The organism is Enterobacter cloacae complex sp. IR5403, from assembly GCF_049238705.1.
GTDB lineage: Bacteria > Pseudomonadota > Gammaproteobacteria > Enterobacterales > Enterobacteriaceae > Enterobacter > Enterobacter hormaechei_C.
This window is the reverse complement of the sequence record NZ_JBMKHP010000017.1, coordinates 41,833-60,750: the sequence shown is the minus strand read 5'-3', so window position 1 is coordinate 60,750 and position 18,918 is coordinate 41,833. Positions and strand designations below refer to the sequence as shown.

General features: G+C 58.5%; 16 protein-coding genes. 10 read left to right on the top strand and 6 right to left on the bottom strand.

Annotated features, from left to right (window positions below):
* Positions 1-210: 210 nt before the first annotated feature.
* The gene (gene rhaT / locus ACOTW6_RS18890; protein ID WP_121479419.1) at positions 211-1,245 is read left to right on the top strand and encodes an L-rhamnose/proton symporter RhaT; all 1,035 of its coding nucleotides are present in this window, start codon (positions 211-213) and stop codon (positions 1,243-1,245) included.
* Here the strand turns inward: rhaT and rhaR are convergent, their stop codons facing one another.
* Positions 1,246-2,094 carry an HTH-type transcriptional activator RhaR gene (gene rhaR / locus ACOTW6_RS18885; protein ID WP_017382695.1) on the bottom strand — a complete coding sequence of 283 codons (849 nt, stop codon included), beginning with the start codon at positions 2,092-2,094 and terminating at the stop codon, positions 1,246-1,248. It lies immediately after the preceding gene.
* 73 nt (positions 2,095-2,167) lie between these two features.
* A complete protein-coding gene (gene rhaS, locus ACOTW6_RS18880) occupies positions 2,168-3,004 on the bottom strand; it encodes an HTH-type transcriptional activator RhaS (RefSeq protein ID WP_015569934.1) in 837 nt (278 codons plus the stop codon).
* A gap of 301 nt (positions 3,005-3,305) precedes the next feature.
* Here rhaS (ACOTW6_RS18880) and rhaB point away from each other — a divergent pair, with 301 nt between their 5' ends.
* The 9 genes from rhaB (at position 3,306) to rhaM (ending at position 13,192) form a co-directional block, all read left to right on the top strand.
* On the top strand, positions 3,306-4,775 hold the full coding sequence (rhaB, locus tag ACOTW6_RS18875) for a rhamnulokinase (protein WP_213789391.1): 1,470 nt from the start codon (positions 3,306-3,308) through the stop codon (positions 4,773-4,775).
* Positions 4,772-6,031: an L-rhamnose isomerase gene (gene rhaA / locus ACOTW6_RS18870; RefSeq protein WP_045142625.1), complete on the top strand. Its 1,260-nt coding sequence runs from the start codon at positions 4,772-4,774 to the stop codon at positions 6,029-6,031. The genes rhaB and rhaA overlap by 4 nt, the downstream gene beginning before the upstream one ends.
* A 96-nt stretch (positions 6,032-6,127) precedes the next feature.
* The gene (gene rhaD / locus ACOTW6_RS18865; RefSeq protein ID WP_015569930.1) at positions 6,128-6,958 is read left to right on the top strand and encodes a rhamnulose-1-phosphate aldolase; all 831 of its coding nucleotides are present in this window, start codon (positions 6,128-6,130) and stop codon (positions 6,956-6,958) included.
* Positions 6,959-7,040: 82 nt separating this feature from the next.
* Positions 7,041-8,027, top strand: coding sequence for a rhamnose ABC transporter substrate-binding protein (gene rhaS, locus ACOTW6_RS18860; RefSeq protein ID WP_063865444.1), 987 nt, complete (start codon positions 7,041-7,043; stop codon positions 8,025-8,027).
* A 99-nt stretch (positions 8,028-8,126) separates the two neighbouring features.
* Positions 8,127-9,629 carry a sugar ABC transporter ATP-binding protein gene (locus ACOTW6_RS18855; RefSeq protein ID WP_032649877.1) on the top strand — a complete coding sequence of 501 codons (1,503 nt, stop codon included), beginning with the start codon at positions 8,127-8,129 and terminating at the stop codon, positions 9,627-9,629.
* Positions 9,630-10,634 carry an ABC transporter permease gene (locus ACOTW6_RS18850; protein WP_121479422.1) on the top strand — a complete coding sequence of 335 codons (1,005 nt, stop codon included), beginning with the start codon at positions 9,630-9,632 and terminating at the stop codon, positions 10,632-10,634.
* The gene (locus tag ACOTW6_RS18845) at positions 10,631-11,635 is read left to right on the top strand and encodes an ABC transporter permease (protein WP_047051658.1); all 1,005 of its coding nucleotides are present in this window, start codon (positions 10,631-10,633) and stop codon (positions 11,633-11,635) included. The genes ACOTW6_RS18850 and ACOTW6_RS18845 overlap by 4 nt, the downstream gene beginning before the upstream one ends.
* Before the next feature lie 97 nt (positions 11,636-11,732).
* Entirely contained in the window at positions 11,733-12,881 is a 1,149-nt protein-coding gene (fucO, locus tag ACOTW6_RS18840) for a lactaldehyde reductase (protein WP_213789392.1), read from the top strand.
* Complete coding sequence (gene rhaM / locus ACOTW6_RS18835; protein ID WP_121479424.1) at positions 12,878-13,192, top strand: L-rhamnose mutarotase; 315 nt, start codon at positions 12,878-12,880, stop codon at positions 13,190-13,192. The genes fucO and rhaM overlap by 4 nt, the downstream gene beginning before the upstream one ends.
* Positions 13,193-13,230: 38 nt before the next feature.
* Here rhaM and ACOTW6_RS18830 read toward each other — a convergent pair whose 3' ends face one another.
* From ACOTW6_RS18830 to ACOTW6_RS18815, 4 genes are all read right to left on the bottom strand, one after another.
* Positions 13,231-14,202 (bottom strand): Abi family protein, encoded by a 972-nt coding sequence (locus ACOTW6_RS18830; RefSeq protein WP_163324152.1) that lies wholly within the window; start codon positions 14,200-14,202, stop codon positions 13,231-13,233.
* A gap of 180 nt (positions 14,203-14,382) precedes the next feature.
* Entirely contained in the window at positions 14,383-15,648 is a 1,266-nt protein-coding gene (locus tag ACOTW6_RS18825) for an MFS transporter (protein ID WP_213789393.1), read from the bottom strand.
* Between the two features lie 44 nt (positions 15,649-15,692).
* Positions 15,693-17,816: an alpha-galactosidase gene (locus tag ACOTW6_RS18820; RefSeq protein ID WP_213789394.1), complete on the bottom strand. Its 2,124-nt coding sequence runs from the start codon at positions 17,814-17,816 to the stop codon at positions 15,693-15,695.
* Positions 17,817-17,921: 105 nt separating this feature from the next.
* A complete protein-coding gene (locus ACOTW6_RS18815) occupies positions 17,922-18,917 on the bottom strand; it encodes a LacI family DNA-binding transcriptional regulator (RefSeq protein ID WP_003861974.1) in 996 nt (331 codons plus the stop codon).
* Between the last annotated feature and the right edge of the window lies 1 nt (position 18,918).

Below are 18,918 nucleotides of genomic sequence, written 5' to 3'. Positions count from 1 at the left end.
ATTGAAAATGATTATCAATGCCGTAGTTTTTATAAGGTTATTCGCTTTTTGATAAATGGCAAAATTGTGAGTCTGCTCACGTGCTTAACGTGCTGATTGCCATCCTGAACAAAAGTGCGGCAACCTTCTGAAGGTTCCCAAACCGCCTCATTTTTACACTCATCAAGTCGGCGGGAAGCCTCCGGCTATAAAAACGATGAGGATGTAAAAATGAATCATGCGATTACGATGGGTATCTTCTGGCATTTGATAGGCGCGGCCAGTGCAGCCTGTTTCTATGCCCCGTTTAAAAAGGTGAAAGGCTGGTCATGGGAAACCATGTGGTCCGTTGGCGGTACCGTGTCCTGGCTGATTTTGCCGTGGACAATCAGCGCCATGCTGCTGCCCGATTTCTGGGGCTACTTCTCCTCCTTCAACGCCTCCACCCTGCTGCCGGTATTCCTGTTCGGCGCGATGTGGGGCATCGGTAATATCAACTACGGCCTCACCATGCGCTACCTCGGCATGTCGATGGGGATTGGCATCGCGATTGGCATTACGCTGATTGTTGGCACCCTGATGACGCCAATCCTCAACGGCCACTTCGACGTGCTGATCAACACCCAGGGCGGGCGAATGACGCTGCTGGGCGTGCTGGTGGCGGTGATCGGCGTGGGCATTGTCACCCGCGCAGGCCAGCTGAAAGAACGGAAGATGGGCATCAAAGCCGAAGAGTTCAACCTGAAGAAAGGGCTGCTGCTGGCGGTGATGTGCGGCGTCTTTTCGGCGGGCATGTCGTTCGCCATGAACGCCGCCAAACCAATGCACGACGCCGCTGCGGCGCTGGGCGTCGATCCGCTGTACGTTGCCCTGCCAAGCTACGTGGTGATCATGGGCGGCGGCGCGCTGATAAACCTCGGCTTCTGCTTCATTCGTCTGGCAAAAGTGAACAATCTGTCGGTAAAAGCCGACTTCTCGCTGGCAAAACCGCTGATCGTCACCAACGTCCTGCTCTCTGCCCTCGGCGGCCTGATGTGGTATTTGCAATTCTTCTTTTACGCCTGGGGTCACGCCAGTATTCCGGCGCAGTATGACTACATGAGCTGGATGCTGCACATGAGCTTCTACGTGCTGTGCGGCGGGCTGGTTGGGCTGGTACTGAAGGAGTGGAACAACGCCGGGCGTCGTCCGGTTGGCGTGCTGAGCCTGGGCTGCGTGGTGATTATCATTGCGGCCAATATCGTCGGCCTCGGCATGGCGAACTGATTACGCCGCCTTTCGACTGCGATGACGCCACTGAACCGGCGTCATCCCCACCTCACGGTTAAACACCACCGAAAAGTAGTTACTGTCCTCAAAGCCGCAGCGCATCGCCACTTCACTCACCATCAGCTCCGTATGCTGTAACAGGTACTGGGCGTGGCAGATGCGCAGCTGGCGCAGATAGTGGTTGACCGTCATCCCCGTCTGGGTGCGGAACTGCTGGCGCAGCGCGCGCTCGCTGCACTGCTCCTGCTCGCAGAATTTTTCCAGCACGAAACTCTTGTTCAGACTGCCCGCAAGCCGGGTGATAAGCTTATCCAGCAGCGCTTCCTGCGTGGTGGCGGAGGGATTATCCGTGGCGTAACGATGGCGCTTCAGGGTCATCACCAGTTGGGCAAAAAGCAGCTCCGACATCTGGTTTGCCACCGGATCGCTCTTCTGGCTCTCCTGCTCCAGCTGGGAAATCGTCTGGCGCACCTGCGCCATGCCGTTACTGCTTAAGCGCCAGTGCGGTTCGCCTCTGGCATCATGAAAACCGGGGATATTGCCCGCCCAGTCGACATTCAGTTTAAGCCTGTCGGGGCAGTAGATGACGTTCTGCAACACCAGATCGTTAACCGAGGCGTAGGAGTGTTTATCTTCAGCGCGAATGTAAAACAGGTCTCCGCGCGTGATGCGGTAGGGACGGTCGTTGAGGACGTGCAGGCCGTTGCCCCGCCACACCAGCACCAGCTCGCAAAACTCGTGGGTGTGCTCGGCAAAGACGTTTTGCGGGTAGCGGTCGGCCACCGCGACGGCCTGACTCGCGGAGGCAAAAAAATCATCTTTGCGAAGAATGAGCTGAGCAGCCACACCACAACCTCTACGGCGAATAACCGGACATTATTAGCCTTTTTGCAGCAAAAAAACGGTGACTGCCCTCGCGTTACTGAAGCAACGCGTCTTTCCCCTGACGAATATCGCGCGGCGACCAGTTAAATTCCCGGCGAAACAGCGTCGAAAAGTGGTTACTGTCGCCGAAACCGCAGCGATAGGCGATATCGGTGACGCTTTCGTCGGTATGACGTAAAAGGTGACGCGCTTTGATCAGGCGCAGACGGTTGAGGTAGCGCTGCGGCGTCAGCCCGGTATGCTGCTTAAGCTGACGATGCAGCGTGCGCAGCGAGAGCGAAAAGTCATCCGCCAGCGTTTCCCAGCAGACATCTTCGGCAAAATGATCTTCCAGCCAGGCCATCAGTTGATTCAGGCGCGCGTCGTTATTTTCCAGCCCTTCCACCAGGCTGCTGCGCCGCAGCAGCACCAGCAGTTGCATAAACAGCAGCTCGCGGGTGGCAATGGCGTGCGTCTCCTGTCCATCCTCGCTCTGCTCCATCTGGCTCACCAGCTGACGCACCTGCTGCAACGTGGACTGATTCACCCGCCAGTGCGAGGGGTAGTGGCCGTCCTTCTCCTGCGGCAACAGCTGATTCAGCCCGGAAAGAAACTGGAACGCATCCGGAGAACGATAGAGCACATTGGTCAGGCACAGGTTGTCGGTATGTTCATACAGGTGCCTGTCGTGATCGCGCACGAAGCACACCGTACCGCCGCTGATGGTATACGGCTGACCATTAAACACGTGGATGCCCGTTCCGTGCTCAACAATCACAATTTCATGAAAATCATGATGATGCTCCGGGAACGCAGCCTGAGGCAGCCGTGGCTCAATCGCGACCGGCGAAGCCCCCGAAGGAAAAAAATCGACGCTGTGCAGTACGGTCATAACGGCCCCCACCAATGAGAAAAGTTCTCAAAATAGTAATTAAGGCCTTCCACGCTCACCTTAAATTTTTGACAGCAAACCGCGCAAAAGCTGTCAGTTTTTCAAGAAACAGACGGAAAGATCAGGAAATGCGGTCAGCGTCACACTGCCTGCAAACCCCGCCATTACTGGAAACTGTGAACTCCCTCACGTTCATCTTTGCTTTCTTGCCAGCGCGAGATTTGGGCTGTCAGTGGCGAGAAGGTGGCTATTTCTTCCCTTTCTTACACTCCTCGCTAATGACTTAAGAAAGGACCCGACCATGACTTTTCGCCATTGTGTGGCTGTCGATTTAGGCGCATCCAGCGGCCGTGTAATGCTCGCCACCTGGGACTGCGACCTGCACACCCTTACGCTTCGCGAAATGCACCGTTTCGCCAATTGTCTGCAAAAACAGGACGGTTTTGTTACCTGGGATATCGACGCCCTGGAAGCAGAGATCCGCACCGGACTTCACAACGTCTGCAAAGACGGTATTCGCATCGACAGTATCGGCATTGATACCTGGGGTGTGGATTACGTACTGCTGGACAGTCACGGCGGACGCGTCGGCCTGCCCGTCTCCTACCGCGACAGCCGCACCGATGGGCTAATGGCGCACGCCATCGCCCAGCTTGGCAAGGAGAACATCTATGGTCGCAGCGGCATTCAGTTTCTGCCGTTTAACACGCTGTATCAGCTGCGCGCGCTGGTTGAGCAACAGCCAGAGCTGGTCGAAAAAGTGGCGCATGCGCTGCTGATCCCGGACTACTTAAGCTACCGTCTGACCGGCAACATGAACTGGGAATACACCAACGCCACCACTACGCAGCTGGTCAATATCAACACCGATAACTGGGATGAACACCTGCTGGCCTGGACGGGCGCCTCGCCGTCCTGGTTCGGCGCGCCAACCCATCCGGGCAATGTGATCGGCCACTGGCTTTGCCCGCAGGGGAATGAAATCCCTGTTGTCGCCGTCGCCAGTCACGACACCGCGAGCGCGGTCATTGCCTCGCCGCTCGCTGGCAAAGATGCTGCCTACCTCTCTTCCGGCACCTGGTCGCTGATGGGCTTTGAGAGCAAAACCCCGTACACCAGCGATGCTGCGCTGGCGGCGAACATCACTAACGAAGGTGGCGCGGAAGGGCGCTACCGGGTGCTGAAGAACATCATGGGCCTGTGGCTGCTCCAGCGGGTGCTGAAAGAGCAGGCCATCACCGACCTGCCCGCGCTTATCGCGGAAACTGAAACGCTGAAGGCCTGCACCTTCCTGATTAACCCGAACGACGACCGCTTTATCAACCCGGCGCACATGAGCGCTGAAATCCAGGCCGCCTGTTTTGAAGCGGGGCAGCCAGTACCTTCCCGCCCCGCCGAGCTGGCGCGCTGCATTTTTGACAGTCTCGCCCTGCTCTATGCCGACATTCTGAGCGAGCTGGCTGACCTTCGCGGCAAACCGTTCACGCAGCTGCATATCGTGGGCGGCGGCTGCCAGAACCAGCTGCTGAACCAGCTCTGCGCGGATGCCTGCGGCATTACCGTGGTGGCAGGTCCGGTTGAAGCCTCCACGCTCGGCAATATCGGCATTCAGCTGATGACCCTGGACGAACTGTCCAACGTTGACGATTTCCGTTCGGTGGTGACGGCGAATAACAGCCTGACCACCTTCACCCCCCATCCCTGCCATGAAATTGCCCGCTACCGGGCGCAGTTTCAGCAAAAACGACTGACTAAGGAGCTTTGCGCATGACCACTCAACTTGAACAAGCCTGGGACCTGGCTAAACAGCGTTTCGCCGCCGTCGGCGTGGATGTCGAAGAGGCGCTGCGCCAGCTCGACCGTCTGCCCGTCTCCATGCACTGCTGGCAGGGTGATGACGTTGCTGGCTTCGAGAACCCGGGCGGTTCCCTGACGGGGGGTATTCAGGCCACGGGTAACTATCCGGGCAAAGCGCGCAACGCCACCGAACTGCGTGCGGATCTGGAGCTGGCGCTGAGCCTCATCCCCGGGCCAAAGCGCCTGAATCTGCACGCCATTTATCTCGAATCCGACGAGCCGGTGGCGCGTAACGAGATCAAACCAGAGCACTTTACGAACTGGGTGGCGTGGGCGAAAGCCAATAAGCTGGGCCTGGACTTTAACCCCTCCTGCTTCTCGCACCCGCTGAGCGCGGACGGGTTTACCCTTGCGCACGCCAACGACGAAATCCGCCAGTTCTGGATCGACCATGTCAAAGCCAGCCGCCGCGTCTCGGCGTATTTCGGCGAGCAGCTTGGCACGCCGTCGGTGATGAACATCTGGATCCCGGACGGCATGAAGGACATCACCGTGGACCGACTGGCCCCGCGTCAGCGCCTGCTGGCCGCGCTGGATGAGGCCATCAGCGAGAAGCTGGACCCGGCGCACCACATCGACGCCGTCGAGAGCAAGCTGTTCGGCATTGGCGCAGAGAGCTACACCGTGGGCTCAAACGAGTTCTACATGGGTTATGCCACCAGCCGCCAGACCGCGCTGTGCCTGGATGCCGGTCACTTCCATCCGACCGAGGTGATCTCCGACAAAATCTCCGCTGCCATGCTCTACGTGCCGCGCCTGCTGCTGCACGTCAGCCGCCCGGTGCGCTGGGACAGCGACCACGTGGTGCTGCTGGATGACGAAACCCAGGCGATTGCCAGCGAAATCATCCGCCACGATCTGTTCGACCGCGTACACATTGGCCTCGACTTCTTCGACGCTTCCATCAACCGCATCGCGGCGTGGGTTATCGGCACCCGCAACATGAAGAAAGCCCTGCTGCGCGCGCTGCTGGAACCTGTCGCCGCCCTGAAACAGCTGGAAGAAAACGGCGACTACACCGCGCGCCTGGCGCTGCTGGAAGAGCAGAAATCCCTGCCGTGGCAGGCGGTGTGGGAGATGTACTGCCAGCGTCACGATGCGCCTGCGGGCAGCCAGTGGCTGGACAACGTGCGGGCATATGAGAAAGACGTTCTTGCCGCTCGTCAGTAAAAAACATTGCCCGGCGGCGCGTTGCTTGCCGGGCCTACAGGTAAAAGTAGGCCGGGTAAGCAACGCGCCACCCGGCATTTTCAAAGGAAACACAGTATGCAGACCATCACCACCTCCTGGTTCGTCCAGGGCATGATCAAAGCCACCTCCGACGCCTGGCTGAAGGGCTGGGACGAGCGCAACGGCGGCAACCTGACGCTACGCCTGGACGACGCGGATATCGAGCCATTTGCCGCCGATTTCCACCAGAAGCCGCGCTATATCGCCCTGAGCCAGCCGATGCCGCTGCTCGCCAACACGCCGTTTATCGTCACCGGCTCCGGGAAGTTCTTCCGCAACGTCCAGCTCGACCCGCAGGCCAACCTCGGCGTGGTGAAAGTGGATAGCGACGGCGCGGGCTACCACATTCTGTGGGGGCTGACGGATGAGGCGGTGCCCACCTCCGAACTGCCAGCGCACTTCCTCTCCCACTGCGAGCGCATCAAGGCGACCAATGGCAAGGACCGCGTGATCATGCACTGCCACGCCACCAACCTGATCGCCCTGACCTACGTGCTGGAAAATAATTCTGATTTCTTCACCCGCAAACTGTGGGAAGGCAGCACCGAGTGTCTGGTGGTGTTCCCGGACGGCGTCGGCATTCTGCCGTGGATGGTGCCGGGCACCGACGAAATCGGCCAGGCGACCGCGACGGACATGCAGAAGCACTCACTGGTGCTGTGGCCGTTCCACGGCGTCTTTGGCAGCGGCCCGACGCTGGATGAAACCTTCGGCCTGATCGACACCGCCGAGAAATCCGCGGAAGTGCTGGTAAAGGTCTATTCCATGGGCGGCATGAAGCAGACCATCACCCGGGAAGAACTGATCGCCCTGGGTAAACGCTTTGGCGTCACCCCCATGCAGTCGGCGTTAGATCTGTACCAATAACAACATCGCGCCCCGCTCACCGAGACGGGGCGAAAACCACCTGCAATCCCTACAACTAACTCAAGTCAGTGGAGTAAAAGCAATGAAAATAAAAGCAAGCTTGATCCTCACCGTTGCCGCTCTGGCGTTGTCCGGTTCCGCTTTAGCAGAAGTGAAAATCGCCCTGGTGGCGAAGTCCTTAGGGAATGGATTCTTCGAGGCAGCGAACGTCGGCGCGCAGGAGGCGGCCAAAGAGTTAGGCGATGTAAAAGTGATTTATACCGGCCCGACCACCACCACGGCGGAAGCGCAGATCGAGGTGCTGAACGGGTTGATCGCCCAGGGGGTGGATGCGATCGCAATTTCCGCGAACGATCCGGACGCCGTCGTGCCGGTGCTGAAAAAAGCGATGCAGCGCGGCATCAAGGTAGTGTCGTGGGATTCCGGGGTGGCGAAAGCCGGGCGTCAGATCCACCTCAACCCGTCCAATAACGCCCTGATTGGCGAAACCAACGTCAAGCTCGCCGCCGATGCCCTGAAAGCGCTGAACGTGGAGAAAGGCGATGTGGCGGTGCTGAGCGCCACGCCAACCTCCACCAACCAGAACACCTGGATTGCGGAGATGAAAAAGGTGCTGCCGAAGTACCCGTCCGTCAATCTGGTGACCGTGGCCTACGGTGACGATCTCTCTGATAAAAGCTACCGCGAGGCGGTCGGCCTTCTGAAAACCTACCCTGATTTGAAAGTGATCGTTTCACCGTCGTCCGTGGGCATTGTCGCTGCCGCGCAGGCGGTGAAGGACCAGGGCAAGATTGGCAAAGTGTACGTCACCGGGTTAGGCCTGCCGTCTGAGATGGCGGGCGCGGTGAAGTCTGGCGCAAGCAAGAGTTTTGCCATCTGGAACCCGATTGACCTCGGCTATGCCGCAACCTACCTGGCGGATGACCTGGTGAAAGGCACGGCCACGAAAGGCGAGGCCAGCATGGGCAGACTGGGCAAAGTGAAGCTGGATGCCGACGGCAACGGCGCGATGGCCGAGCCGTTCGTTTACGATGCCAGCAATATTGATAAGTTCTCGAAAATCTTTTGATGCGATTTGTAGGCCGAATAAGCGTAGCGCCATCCGGCAAAAGGCGGGTGGCGCTGCCGCTTACCCGCCCTACAAATTCCCCTGTCCAGGAGAACTATCATGACCCCATTGCTACAGCTTTCTGGCATCACCAAGGTGTTCCCCGGCGTGCGTGCTCTTGAGAACGTGCAGCTTGCGCTGTGGCCCGGCAAAGTGACGGCGCTTATCGGCGAAAACGGCGCGGGCAAGTCGACGCTGGTCAAAGTGATGACCGGCATATACCAGCCCGACGAGGGCGAAATTCTCTACAAGGCGATCCCCGTTCACCTTCCGACGCCGGAGTCGGCGCATAAAATGGGCATCACCGCCATTCACCAGGAAACCGTCCTGTTCGATGAACTCTCGGTCACCGAAAATATCTTTGTCGGTCAGTACCTTCACAAAGGCTTCCTGAAAAAGCTCGACTGGCCGGAAATGCACCGCCGGGCGCAGGCTATTCTCGCCCGCCTTGAGGTGCAAATCGACCCGCGCGCAACGCTGAAAACCCTGAGCATCGCCCAGCGTCACATGGTGGCAATTGCCCGCGCGCTGTCGTTTGAGGCGCAGGTGGTGATCCTCGATGAACCGACGGCGGCGCTGTCACAGCATGAAATCCTCGAGTTTTACCAGATTGTGGAACGCTTAAAGCAGGAGGGAAAAGCCATCCTGTTTATCTCCCACAAGTTCGACGAGATTTTTGAGCTGGCCGATCACTACACCATTTTGCGCGACGGCGTGTTCGTCGGTGCAGGGGCAATAAATGAGATCACCGAGGAGCGGATGGTGTCGATGATGGTCGGGCGCGCCATTACCCAAACCTTCCCGAAAATCGACTGCGAAAAAGGCGAGACGGTGCTGGAGGTGAAAAACCTCTGCCATCCGACCGAGTTTGCGCATATCTCGTTCTCCCTGCGTAAAGGGGAGATCCTCGGCTTTTACGGGCTGGTGGGTGCCGGGCGTACCGAGCTGATGCAGGCGCTTTCCGGCGTCACGCGGCCATCGTCGGGGGAAATTATCCTCAACGGACAGCCCCGGCGCTTCCGCCAGCCTGCGGATGCGATCAAAGCCGGTATCGTCTGTGTGCCGGAAGAAAGGCAGAAACAGGGGGCGATTATCGCCCTGCCGATTGCCCAGAACATCAGCCTGCCTCAGCTCAGCAGGCTCAATCCGAACGGCGTGCTGCATGACGACCGCGAATGGAAGCTGGCGGACGAGTACGCCAAACGCCTGCAAGTGAAAGCCTTCAGCTGGAAGCAGGCGGTGGAGACCCTCTCTGGCGGCAACCAGCAAAAAGTCGTGATCGGCAAATGGCTGGCGACGCACCCTGACGTGATCATCCTCGATGAGCCGACAAAAGGCATCGATATCGGCTCAAAGGCAGCCGTGCATCAGTTTATGTCCGAGCTGGTCAGTCAGGGGCTGGCGGTGATTATGGTCTCGTCCGAACTGCCGGAAGTGATGGGCATGGCGGATCGCATTATCGTCATGCACGAGGGGCTGATGGTGGCCGAATACCAGGCGGGAGACGCGACGGCGGAAACCATCGTCAGCGCCGCCAGCGGTGCAAAACAGGAGGCGGCATAAATGATTAGCTCACTCTTAAAACATCGCGAAGCTCTGCTTGGCGCGGTGATTGTGCTGATGGTCGTCGCCATTGGCAGCCGCGTGCCATCGTTTATCGCGCCGGGCAACCTGGTGGAGATGTTTAACGACACCGCCATTCTGATCGTCCTCGCGCTCGGGCAGATGATGGTGCTGCTCACTAAAGGCATCGACCTGTCGATGGCGGCTAATCTGGCCCTGACCGGGATGATTGTCGCCCTGATTAACTTCCATTACCCGGACGTGCCCGTCTGGGCGCTGCTGATCCTCGCCAGCGCGCTTGGGCTGCTGATGGGCGCGATTAACGGCCTGCTGGTGTGGAAGCTGGGCATTCCGGCGATTGTGGTCACGCTCGGCACCATGAGCATCTACCGCGGAATGATCTTTTTGCTCTCCGGCGGCGGCTGGGTGAACGCCAACCAGATGGGTGCAGACTTCCTCGGCCTGCCGCGTGCGTCAGTGCTGGGCTTGCCGGTGCTGAGCTGGTGCGCCATCGCCATACTGCTGCTGGTGGGCTACTTCCTGCGCTACAGCCGCACCGGACGGGCGCTCTACACCGCAGGCGGGAACGCCACGGCAGCGTACTACACCGGGATCAACGCCGGGAAAATGCAGTTCATCAGCTTCTGCCTTTCCGGTCTGCTGGCCGGGTTCTGCGGCTACCTGTGGATCTCGCGCTTTGCCGTTGCGTATGTTGACGTCGCGAACGGTTTTGAATTGCAGGTGGTGGCCGCCTGCGTGATTGGCGGGATCAGCACCATGGGCGGCACCGGCCGCGTGCTCGGCTGTCTGTTCGGGGCGCTGTTCCTTGGCGTCATCAACAACGCCCTGCCGGTGATCGGCGTCTCCCCGTTCTGGCAGATGGCGATTTCCGGCACGGTCATTGTCATCGCTGTGCTGCTGAACGAGCGCGGCAACAAGCGCAAAGGCAGGCTGATCCTGCGCGACGCGGCGTTGGCACGTCAGAAACTGGCGGTGAAATCATGAGCAAAATGATGACATCTGAAGAGTTTAAACCCACTTCTGCGACGGGCATCTTCCAGCGCCTGCTGTGCTGGGAGGGCTTCCTGCTGGCGGTGACGCTGGCGGTGTTTGTGGTGAACGCGCTCGCCTCGCCCTACTTCCTCAATATCTGGAACCTCTCCGACGCGACGTTCAACTTCACCGAAAAGGCGATCATCGTGTTGCCGATGGCGATGCTGATTATCGCCCGGGAAATTGACCTGTCGGTGGCCTCCACCATCGCACTCAGCTCCACGGTGATGGGCTTTTGCGCGGCGGCGGGCGTCGATACGCCGCTGCTGGTCTGCGTGGGATTAGGCGTCGGGCTGCTGTGCGGGCTGTTCAACGGCATTCTGGTGACGCGCTTTAACCTGTCGTCCATCGTCATCACCATCGGCACAATGAGCCTGTACCGCGGGATCACCTACATCCTGCTCGGGGACCAGGCGCTGAACAGCTATCCGGAGAGCTTCGCCTGGTTCGGCCAGGGCTACGTCTGGGGCGCGCTGTCGTTTGAGTTCGCGCTGTTTATCGTGCTGGCCGCTCTGTTTGCCTTTGTGCTGCACCGCACCAACTTTGGCCGCCGCACCTACGCCATCGGCAACAACCCGACCGGCGCGTGGTACTCCGGCATCAACGTGAAGCGCCACAACCTGATCCTGTTTGCGCTGGTGGGGCTGATGTCCGGCCTGGCGTCGGTGCTGCTCACCTCGCGTCTGGGCAGCACCCGCCCGACCATCGCGATGGGATGGGAGCTGGCGGTGGTGACGATGGCGGTGCTCGGCGGCGTCAATATTCTCGGCGGGTCCGGCAGCATGGTGGGCGTGATTATCGCCGCCTTCCTGATGGGGCTGGTGACCTTCGGCCTGAGCCTGCTCAACGTGCCCGGCATTGTGATGTCAGTGATTATCGGCGCGATGCTGATCGTGGTGATTTCGCTGCCGATTATTACCCGCCGGATTATGCAGCGAAGACGGATCTCATAGCCGGGTGGCAATGCGTTTACCCGGCCTGCTTAACCGTAGGCCCGCGCAAGCGCAGCGCCGCCGGGCATAAAAATCACAGCAATTAAGGAGAATTATCATGAGCTTTATGTTGGCGCTTCCAAAAATCAGCCTGCACGGCGCGGGCGCGATCGGCGATATGGTCAATCTGGTGGCAAACAAACAGTGGGGAAAAGCGCTGATTGTCACCGACGGCCAGCTGGTGAAGCTGGTCCTGCTCGACAGCCTGTTTTCCGCGCTCGACGCCCATCAGATGTCGTATCACCTGTTCGATGAGGTATTCCCGAATCCGACGGAAGCGCTGGTGCAAAAAGGCTATGCGGCATATCAGGATGCGGAGTGTGATTACCTGATTGCCTTTGGCGGCGGCAGCCCGATTGATACCGCCAAGGCAATCAAAATCCTCACCGCCAACCCAGGTCCGTCAACCGATTACTCCGGCGTCGGCAAGGTGAAAAACGCGGGCGTGCCGCTGGTGGCGATCAACACCACCGCAGGCACGGCGGCGGAGATGACCAGCAACGCGGTGATCATTGACGCCGCGCGACAGGTGAAAGAGGTGATTATCGACCCGAACATCATCCCGGATATCGCCGTGGACGATGCCAGCGTGATGCTCGATATTCCGGCCTCCGTGACCGCCGCAACCGGCATGGATGCCTTGACCCACGCCATTGAAGCCTACGTGTCCGTCGGCGCGCACCCGCTGACCGATGCCAACGCGCTGGAGGCGATTCGCCTGATCAACCTCTGGCTGCCGAAAGCGGTCGACGACGGTCACAACCTGGAAGCGCGCGAGCAGATGGCTTTTGGTCAGTATCTGGCGGGCATGGCGTTTAACAGCGCCGGTCTGGGGCTGGTACACGCTCTGGCGCACCAGCCGGGCGCGACGCACAACCTGCCGCACGGCGTGTGCAACGCCATTCTGCTGCCGATCATCGAAAACTTTAACCGCCCGAACGCGGTTGCCCGATTTGCCCGCGTGGCGCAGGCGATGGGCGTTGACACGCGCGGCCTGAGCGATGAAGCGGCCAGCATGTCAGCCATTCAGGCGATTCGCGACCTGAGCGCCCGGGTCGGCATTCCGTCCGGCTTCAGCCAGCTTGGCGTCACCAAAGCGGATATTGAAGGCTGGCTGGATAAAGCGCTCGCCGACCCGTGCGCGCCGTGCAACCCGCGCACCGCGAGCCGTGACGAGGTCCGCGAACTGTACCTGGAGGCATTATGATCCGCAAAGCGTTTGTGATGCAGGTAAACCCGGACGCGCACGAGGAGTATGCGCGCCGCCACAACCCGATCTGGCCTGAACTGGAGGCGGTACTGAAAGCCCATGGCGCGCACCACTACGCCATTTACCTCGACAAAGCCCGCAACCTGCTGTTTGCGACGGTGGAGATTGAATCGGAAGAGCGCTGGAACGCGGTGGCAAACACCGATGTCTGCCAGCGCTGGTGGAAATATATGGGTGACGTTATGCCGTCGAACCCGGATAACAGCCCGGTGAGTGCGGCGCTGAAAGAGGTGTTTTACCTGGCGTAAAGGCAAAGCAGGTGATGCAACACAAGCGTCACCTGCTTTTAGCGCAAGGTCCGCAGACCATAAACGACTCTATCATGCTCCCATATGATGGTTTCGTTTCTCTCTTTTGCAGCACGACAGGGCGGTTCAATGACTGAAATCTGCTCGGGCGATAGCGCGCAATACGGTTTGATATAGCGATAAATATCAAGCTCTTCCACTGAACAAACGCGTCTGGCATTTTCAAACAGCCCAACCTTTTTCATCACGTTCAGCAGGTTGAGATCAAGGGCTTCAAGGACAAGCTCAATTTTATTTATCTTGATTCTAATCGTATCGATGGCCGTTCTTGCATCATTCACATTCGGCGCTTTAACCCAGATAGGTTCGTGATGGGAAATACGGTTTCGATACTCTCTCAGTTCGAAGATGAGATCGATCAACTCCTTTCTGACTTTTTGCGGATTGGCGCTGATTTTAGCGTAATTTTTAAAGACCTTACTCAAAGACTTAGGCCATAAATACTGCTGGTTTTCTCGCGGTGCAGGGGCACTAAACTCATTATTTAATACATAATGCCAGGTACTAAAATCCGTGGATGCAACGATCCGATCGTGAGTCCAGTCCGGAACAGGTTGTGCATGCGCTCCAGCGCCTCGTCTGCGTCTCATCTCTTTTTTGCGCCATTCCCGGGTAAGGCAATCTTTAGCCTTTTCGATGTTTTTATAGAAATGACACTCATCCCGATCTTTTGAAGTGTGGATATTTTCCCACCACATTTCGCCAAATCTTGCCCTTGCCTCTTTATCAACGGCATTTCTTAATGAAATCTCAAGGTTCTGAAGTAATGGATAAATAGACGCTGCTGCATGCTGAGACCAGATATAAACCCCGTATAATTCGCATTCATCAGCTGGGCGAAAAGTCGTACGGTAACTGTCCAGACGTATTGATGAGATCAATGAAATAATTGGTTTATAATTAGTCTCTTGCGGCATTTTTCTTACTCCCATCACAATGGGACGAAGCATACCATATGCGCGAAGAAACGGTTGACTGAGGATCCCCCAGCCTTTAGTATCTGCTCTCAACAGCCTGTACTGTCTACTTCCCCTTTCATAGGTTCTAGTTGCGTACATCTTAGGCAAAGCGATTTATGAAACCCACCTCTGGTGGGTTTCGTCGTTTTAAACGGTATCTAAACTTTTTCCTTAATTCACCTCCACCGCACCCCGGCTTGCAGCAATCTCCCGCCTGCCACTCAGCGTAAACGCCGACACCACCGTGATCGCCAGCACGAAGCAGCCCAGTATCAGATACGTCTCCTGGAAGCCGACCCGGTCATACATATTTCCGGCAAAGGCGGAGAGGAAGATCGCCGCCGACTGTTTGGCAAACTGGAAGCCAATCAGGTAGATGGTGGCCGACAGGCGCGTATCAAACACCCCGGTGATGTACTTGAATGCCCCCACCAGCAGGAACGGGACTTCCAGCGCGTGCAGCATCTTCAGGGCAATCACCTCCACGGCAGTGGTGGCAAACGACGAGCCGATAATGCGCGTCGCCATGATCACCCCGGCAATCAGCAGCGTGTTTTTCGCGCCGATGCGGTTAATGATCCACGGCGAGCAGAACATGATGATCGCGTTACAGATTTCCCCCGCCGTGGTGGCGAAACCAAAGGCGCGGGTCCCCTCCTGCGGCGTGGCGAAGAAGGTTTTGAAGAAGGTGGCAAACTGCTGGTCGAAGACGTCATACACGCAGGCCACGCCAATCACGTACAGGATGAATATCCACATTCTGCGCTGGCGGAACAGGGTAAAGACGGTTTTAGCGGTGATCTGCGGCTGATTCGCACCCAGGGCATTCATCACCTGCGCCGTCTGGTTGGGCTTCGGTTTCGCGACCACCAGCAGCAGCATCAGCAACAGCGCCGCTCCCGACCCCATCCAGAATACATACGACGGATCGATGCCGAACAGGATGCCGCCCGTTGAGGCGCAGAGCCCCCAGCCGAGACAGCCAAACATACGCGCCTTGCCGTACTCAAAAAAGCTGTTGCGGCTCACGCGCTCAATGTAGGCCTCAATCGCCCCCGAACCCGCTGAAAAGACAAAGCCGATATAGATCCCACCGCTCAGCGCGCCCAGCCAGATATTGGTTTTCAGCAGCGGGGCGAAGACGTACAGGAAGAACGGCGCGAACAGGAACAGCAGCACCGAGATGATCCAAAGCAGATGTTTTTTCAGCCCCAGCTTGTCGGAAATGACCCCCAGCACCGGCTGGAAGGCAATGGCCGACAGCGAGATGCAGGAGAAAACAATCCCGGTATGGGTTTTGTTCAGGCCGATGATGTCCGACAGCCAGATCGGCAGGAACGGAAAGCAGGTGGCCATGATGAAGAAGTAGAGAAAGAAGAACAGCCCGAAGATCCAGAAGTTAGGGTTGTCTTTGTGGGTACAGGTTGTTGTGTTCATTATTTTTATCCTCAACGGAGGGCCGGTCGCCCGGCCCGTCACCCTTACACGCGTTCCACACCAATCAGAATGGCGGTTTCCGGATCCAGAATCGGCAGCGCAATACCCGCTTGCATCAGCCACTCACCGCTTACCGTTTGCGGCGCGTCCATCCACGCCGGGAGCTTGCGCATGGTGTGCCCGCCCTCGCCCGTAATCTGAATGTTCGGGTGATCGAGCAGCGTGATGCGGTACTGCGCGCTGGCGTCTAACCCCGGCATGCGCAGCGGCATCATCAGGGTGTAGTCCGGCATCGCGAGCTGGCTGACCAAAAACAGCCCCTGCGCCTTGTCTTCGCTCACTATACCCTGCGCCAGGGTGGTGGCGTCCGGCATATCCACGCGCCACTGGGTGCCGCGATGAATGATCTCGCGCCACCGCTTATACAGCGCGGCGTAATGGCGATAGCCTTCACGCTCCTGCGCGTCGACGGTGAGCGGATCCAGCTCCAGCCCCATGTGACCAAACAGCGCCGTCAGCCCGCGGAACTGAATGCTGTGCTGGCGGAAGGTGGCGTGACATTTATGATGACCGATATGCGCCCCCATCACCTCCGGCGGGAAGAAGTAGCTCATGCCGCGCTGGATAGTGTTGCGCTCCAGCGCGTCGTTGTTGTCGGACGCCCAGAAGCGGTGGCAGCGGGTCAGCACTTCATAATCGATTCGCCCGCCGCCGGAGGAGCAGGATTCAAATTCAATGTGCTGGAAACGCTCGCCCAGCACGTCCAGCAGGCGATAAAACTGACGCGTCTGGGCATCGGCGGCGGCTTTGCCCTTGTGCCCTGGCTGCACCAGCTCGCGGTTCATGTCCCACTTCACATAGTCGACCGCGTGTTCGCCCAGCAGCCAGCTCATGCGCTCGACCAGATAATCAAAGGCCTGCGCAATATTGAGATTGAGCACCAGCTGGTGTCGCCCGGTCGCCTGGGCGTAGCCCGGCAGCGCCAGCACCCAGTCAGGGTGCGCACGATACAGATCGGAATCCGGGTTAATCATCTCCGGCTCAACCCAGATACCAAACTCCATGCCGAGCTGTTTAACGTGATCGATCACCGGCTTAAGGCCGTTCGGGTATTTTTTCTCGTCCAGATACCAGTCGCCCAGCGCGGCGTGGTCGTCGTTGCGGCCTTTGAACCAGCCGTCGTCAATGATAAAGCGCTCCACGCCCAGCGCGGCGGCCTCGTCGGCCATGCGCATGATGTAGTCCGGATCGTGGTTGAAGTAGATCCCCTCCCAGGTGTTGAGATGCACCGGGCGCGGTTTATCTTCCGGGAAGCGGATAACGTTATCGCGCAGGTAGCGGTGGAACTGCTGGCTCATGCCATTCAGCCCGTGCGGGGAGTGGCTGGCATACAGGCGCGGCGTCCAGAGCGTTTCCCCCTCTTCAATCGCCCTTTCACCCGGCAGGTAGAGCGCTTCGGCCTGCATATAGCGGCGGCCATCGGTTTTCGCCTCCGCGCGCAGGCGGTGGTTGCCGCTCCAGCCCAGATGCACGCCCCAGACGTGGCCGTGCATTTCACTGAATGACGGCGTACCTGAAATCAGCGCCGGGAAATGTTCATGGGAGGTTTTACCCCGGCGGTTTTCAATCACGAAGCTGTCATGTTCAAGCATCACGCGGTGCGGCTGAAACTCCCTGATCCAGCGTCCGTGGAAGGCCATCACCTCCTGCGCGCGTTCGGCCACCGGCAGCGTCACGGCAAAGCGATCCACCTGCCACGCCTGCGTTTTCAGGTTGGTTAAGCCATGGCGCACCACCAGTACGCCGCTGGCATCCAGCGTTAATTCACTGGTCAGGCGCAGGCCCGCCTGTTTATCTTCTGCCGTTACCGTCAGGGTTTGCCCCTGCTGTTGTACGCCTGTGGTGGTGAAGACAGGCGATCCGTCCAGCCCCTGGCGATGCCCCTCAATGCCGGGCGAACCAAACAGGCCGTGCCCCAGCTCTGCCATCAGCGTGACGGGGGAGTCCACGTCCAGCCTGCCATTCGCAACCGGGCGCGCAATACTCAGCGCATCCTGCGGCGAAAAATGCTGAAGGTGCGGCCCCCAGTAGAGAATTTCGGCGAACGGGTGGGTTTTTAGCACCACGTCAACCGTATTGCTTTCAAGTCGAAAAATGGCATCTTGCATCGGACATCTCCTGTCATCGGGATGTCCTGAGTGTTGATCCGAAACGTTTCGGATACAAACCAAAACGTTTCGGATCTGTGATCGGGTTTTGAATTTTTGGTGTAATCAGGCCGTCTGGCCTGGGGAAAATTCCGGCTGCCAGAGCACCTGAAGGGTGTCGATGTCGTCGCCGTTAATCAGCTGGCGCACCATATCGGCAATCTGTTTCCCGACACCCTGACGGGTAGACTGGATCACCGCCGCGACGTCGATATCGACAATGCTGTCCTGCGGTAAACCGTCATAGACCACCAGCGAGACGGCATTTTCACCGGTTAAGCGCCCCATCTGCGCCAGGGCCATCGCTGCGCCGTCGCCGTGGGTGTTGCAGTCGGTAATGATGGCCGTGGGCGGCTGCGGCAGGGAGAGAAGTTCTTGCGTGGTGGCATACCCCACGCGGCGCGAAGGGGGCATGGCGCGCAGCCATTCGCTGGAAAGTCCGGCTTCCCGCAGCGCGTCCAGATAACCCTGGCGGCGCTGGGTGATGAATGCCTGGTTGTTGCTTTCGCCCAGCAGCGCAATGCGCTGATGGCCTTTCTCGATCAGCCAGCGGGTGGCCTGATACGTACCGGCATAGTTGTCGAAATCGAACCACGCGTACGGCTGCGGGAGCTGGCTGCGGCCGAGCGCCAGGAACGGGAACCCGGCGGCCTGAAGCTGCTCAAGACGCGGATCGTGATCCAGCGTATGCGCCACTATCAGCGCATCCACGCGTCGGCTCTGCACCATGCGCATATAGCTGTGTTTGTCCGCCAGATCGTCGTCAGCGATGAGCAGCAGGTCAATCTCATGTCGCGCCAGTTCGTGGCTAATTTCGCCGACCATGTCCATAAAAACGCTGTTATTGAGCGGAACAGGATGCACCGGAAACACCAGCCCGACGGCGTCGATTTTTCCCATCTTCAGGCGGCGGGCAAAGGTGTTTGGTCGGTAGCCACGGCGCTGGGCCTCCGCTTCCACGCGGGCCCGCGTCTCAGCAGAAACGTCGTCATACCCGTTGAGGGCGCGGCTGACGGTGGTAACAGACAGCCCCAGTTCTTTGGCAATGGCTTTAAGCGACATG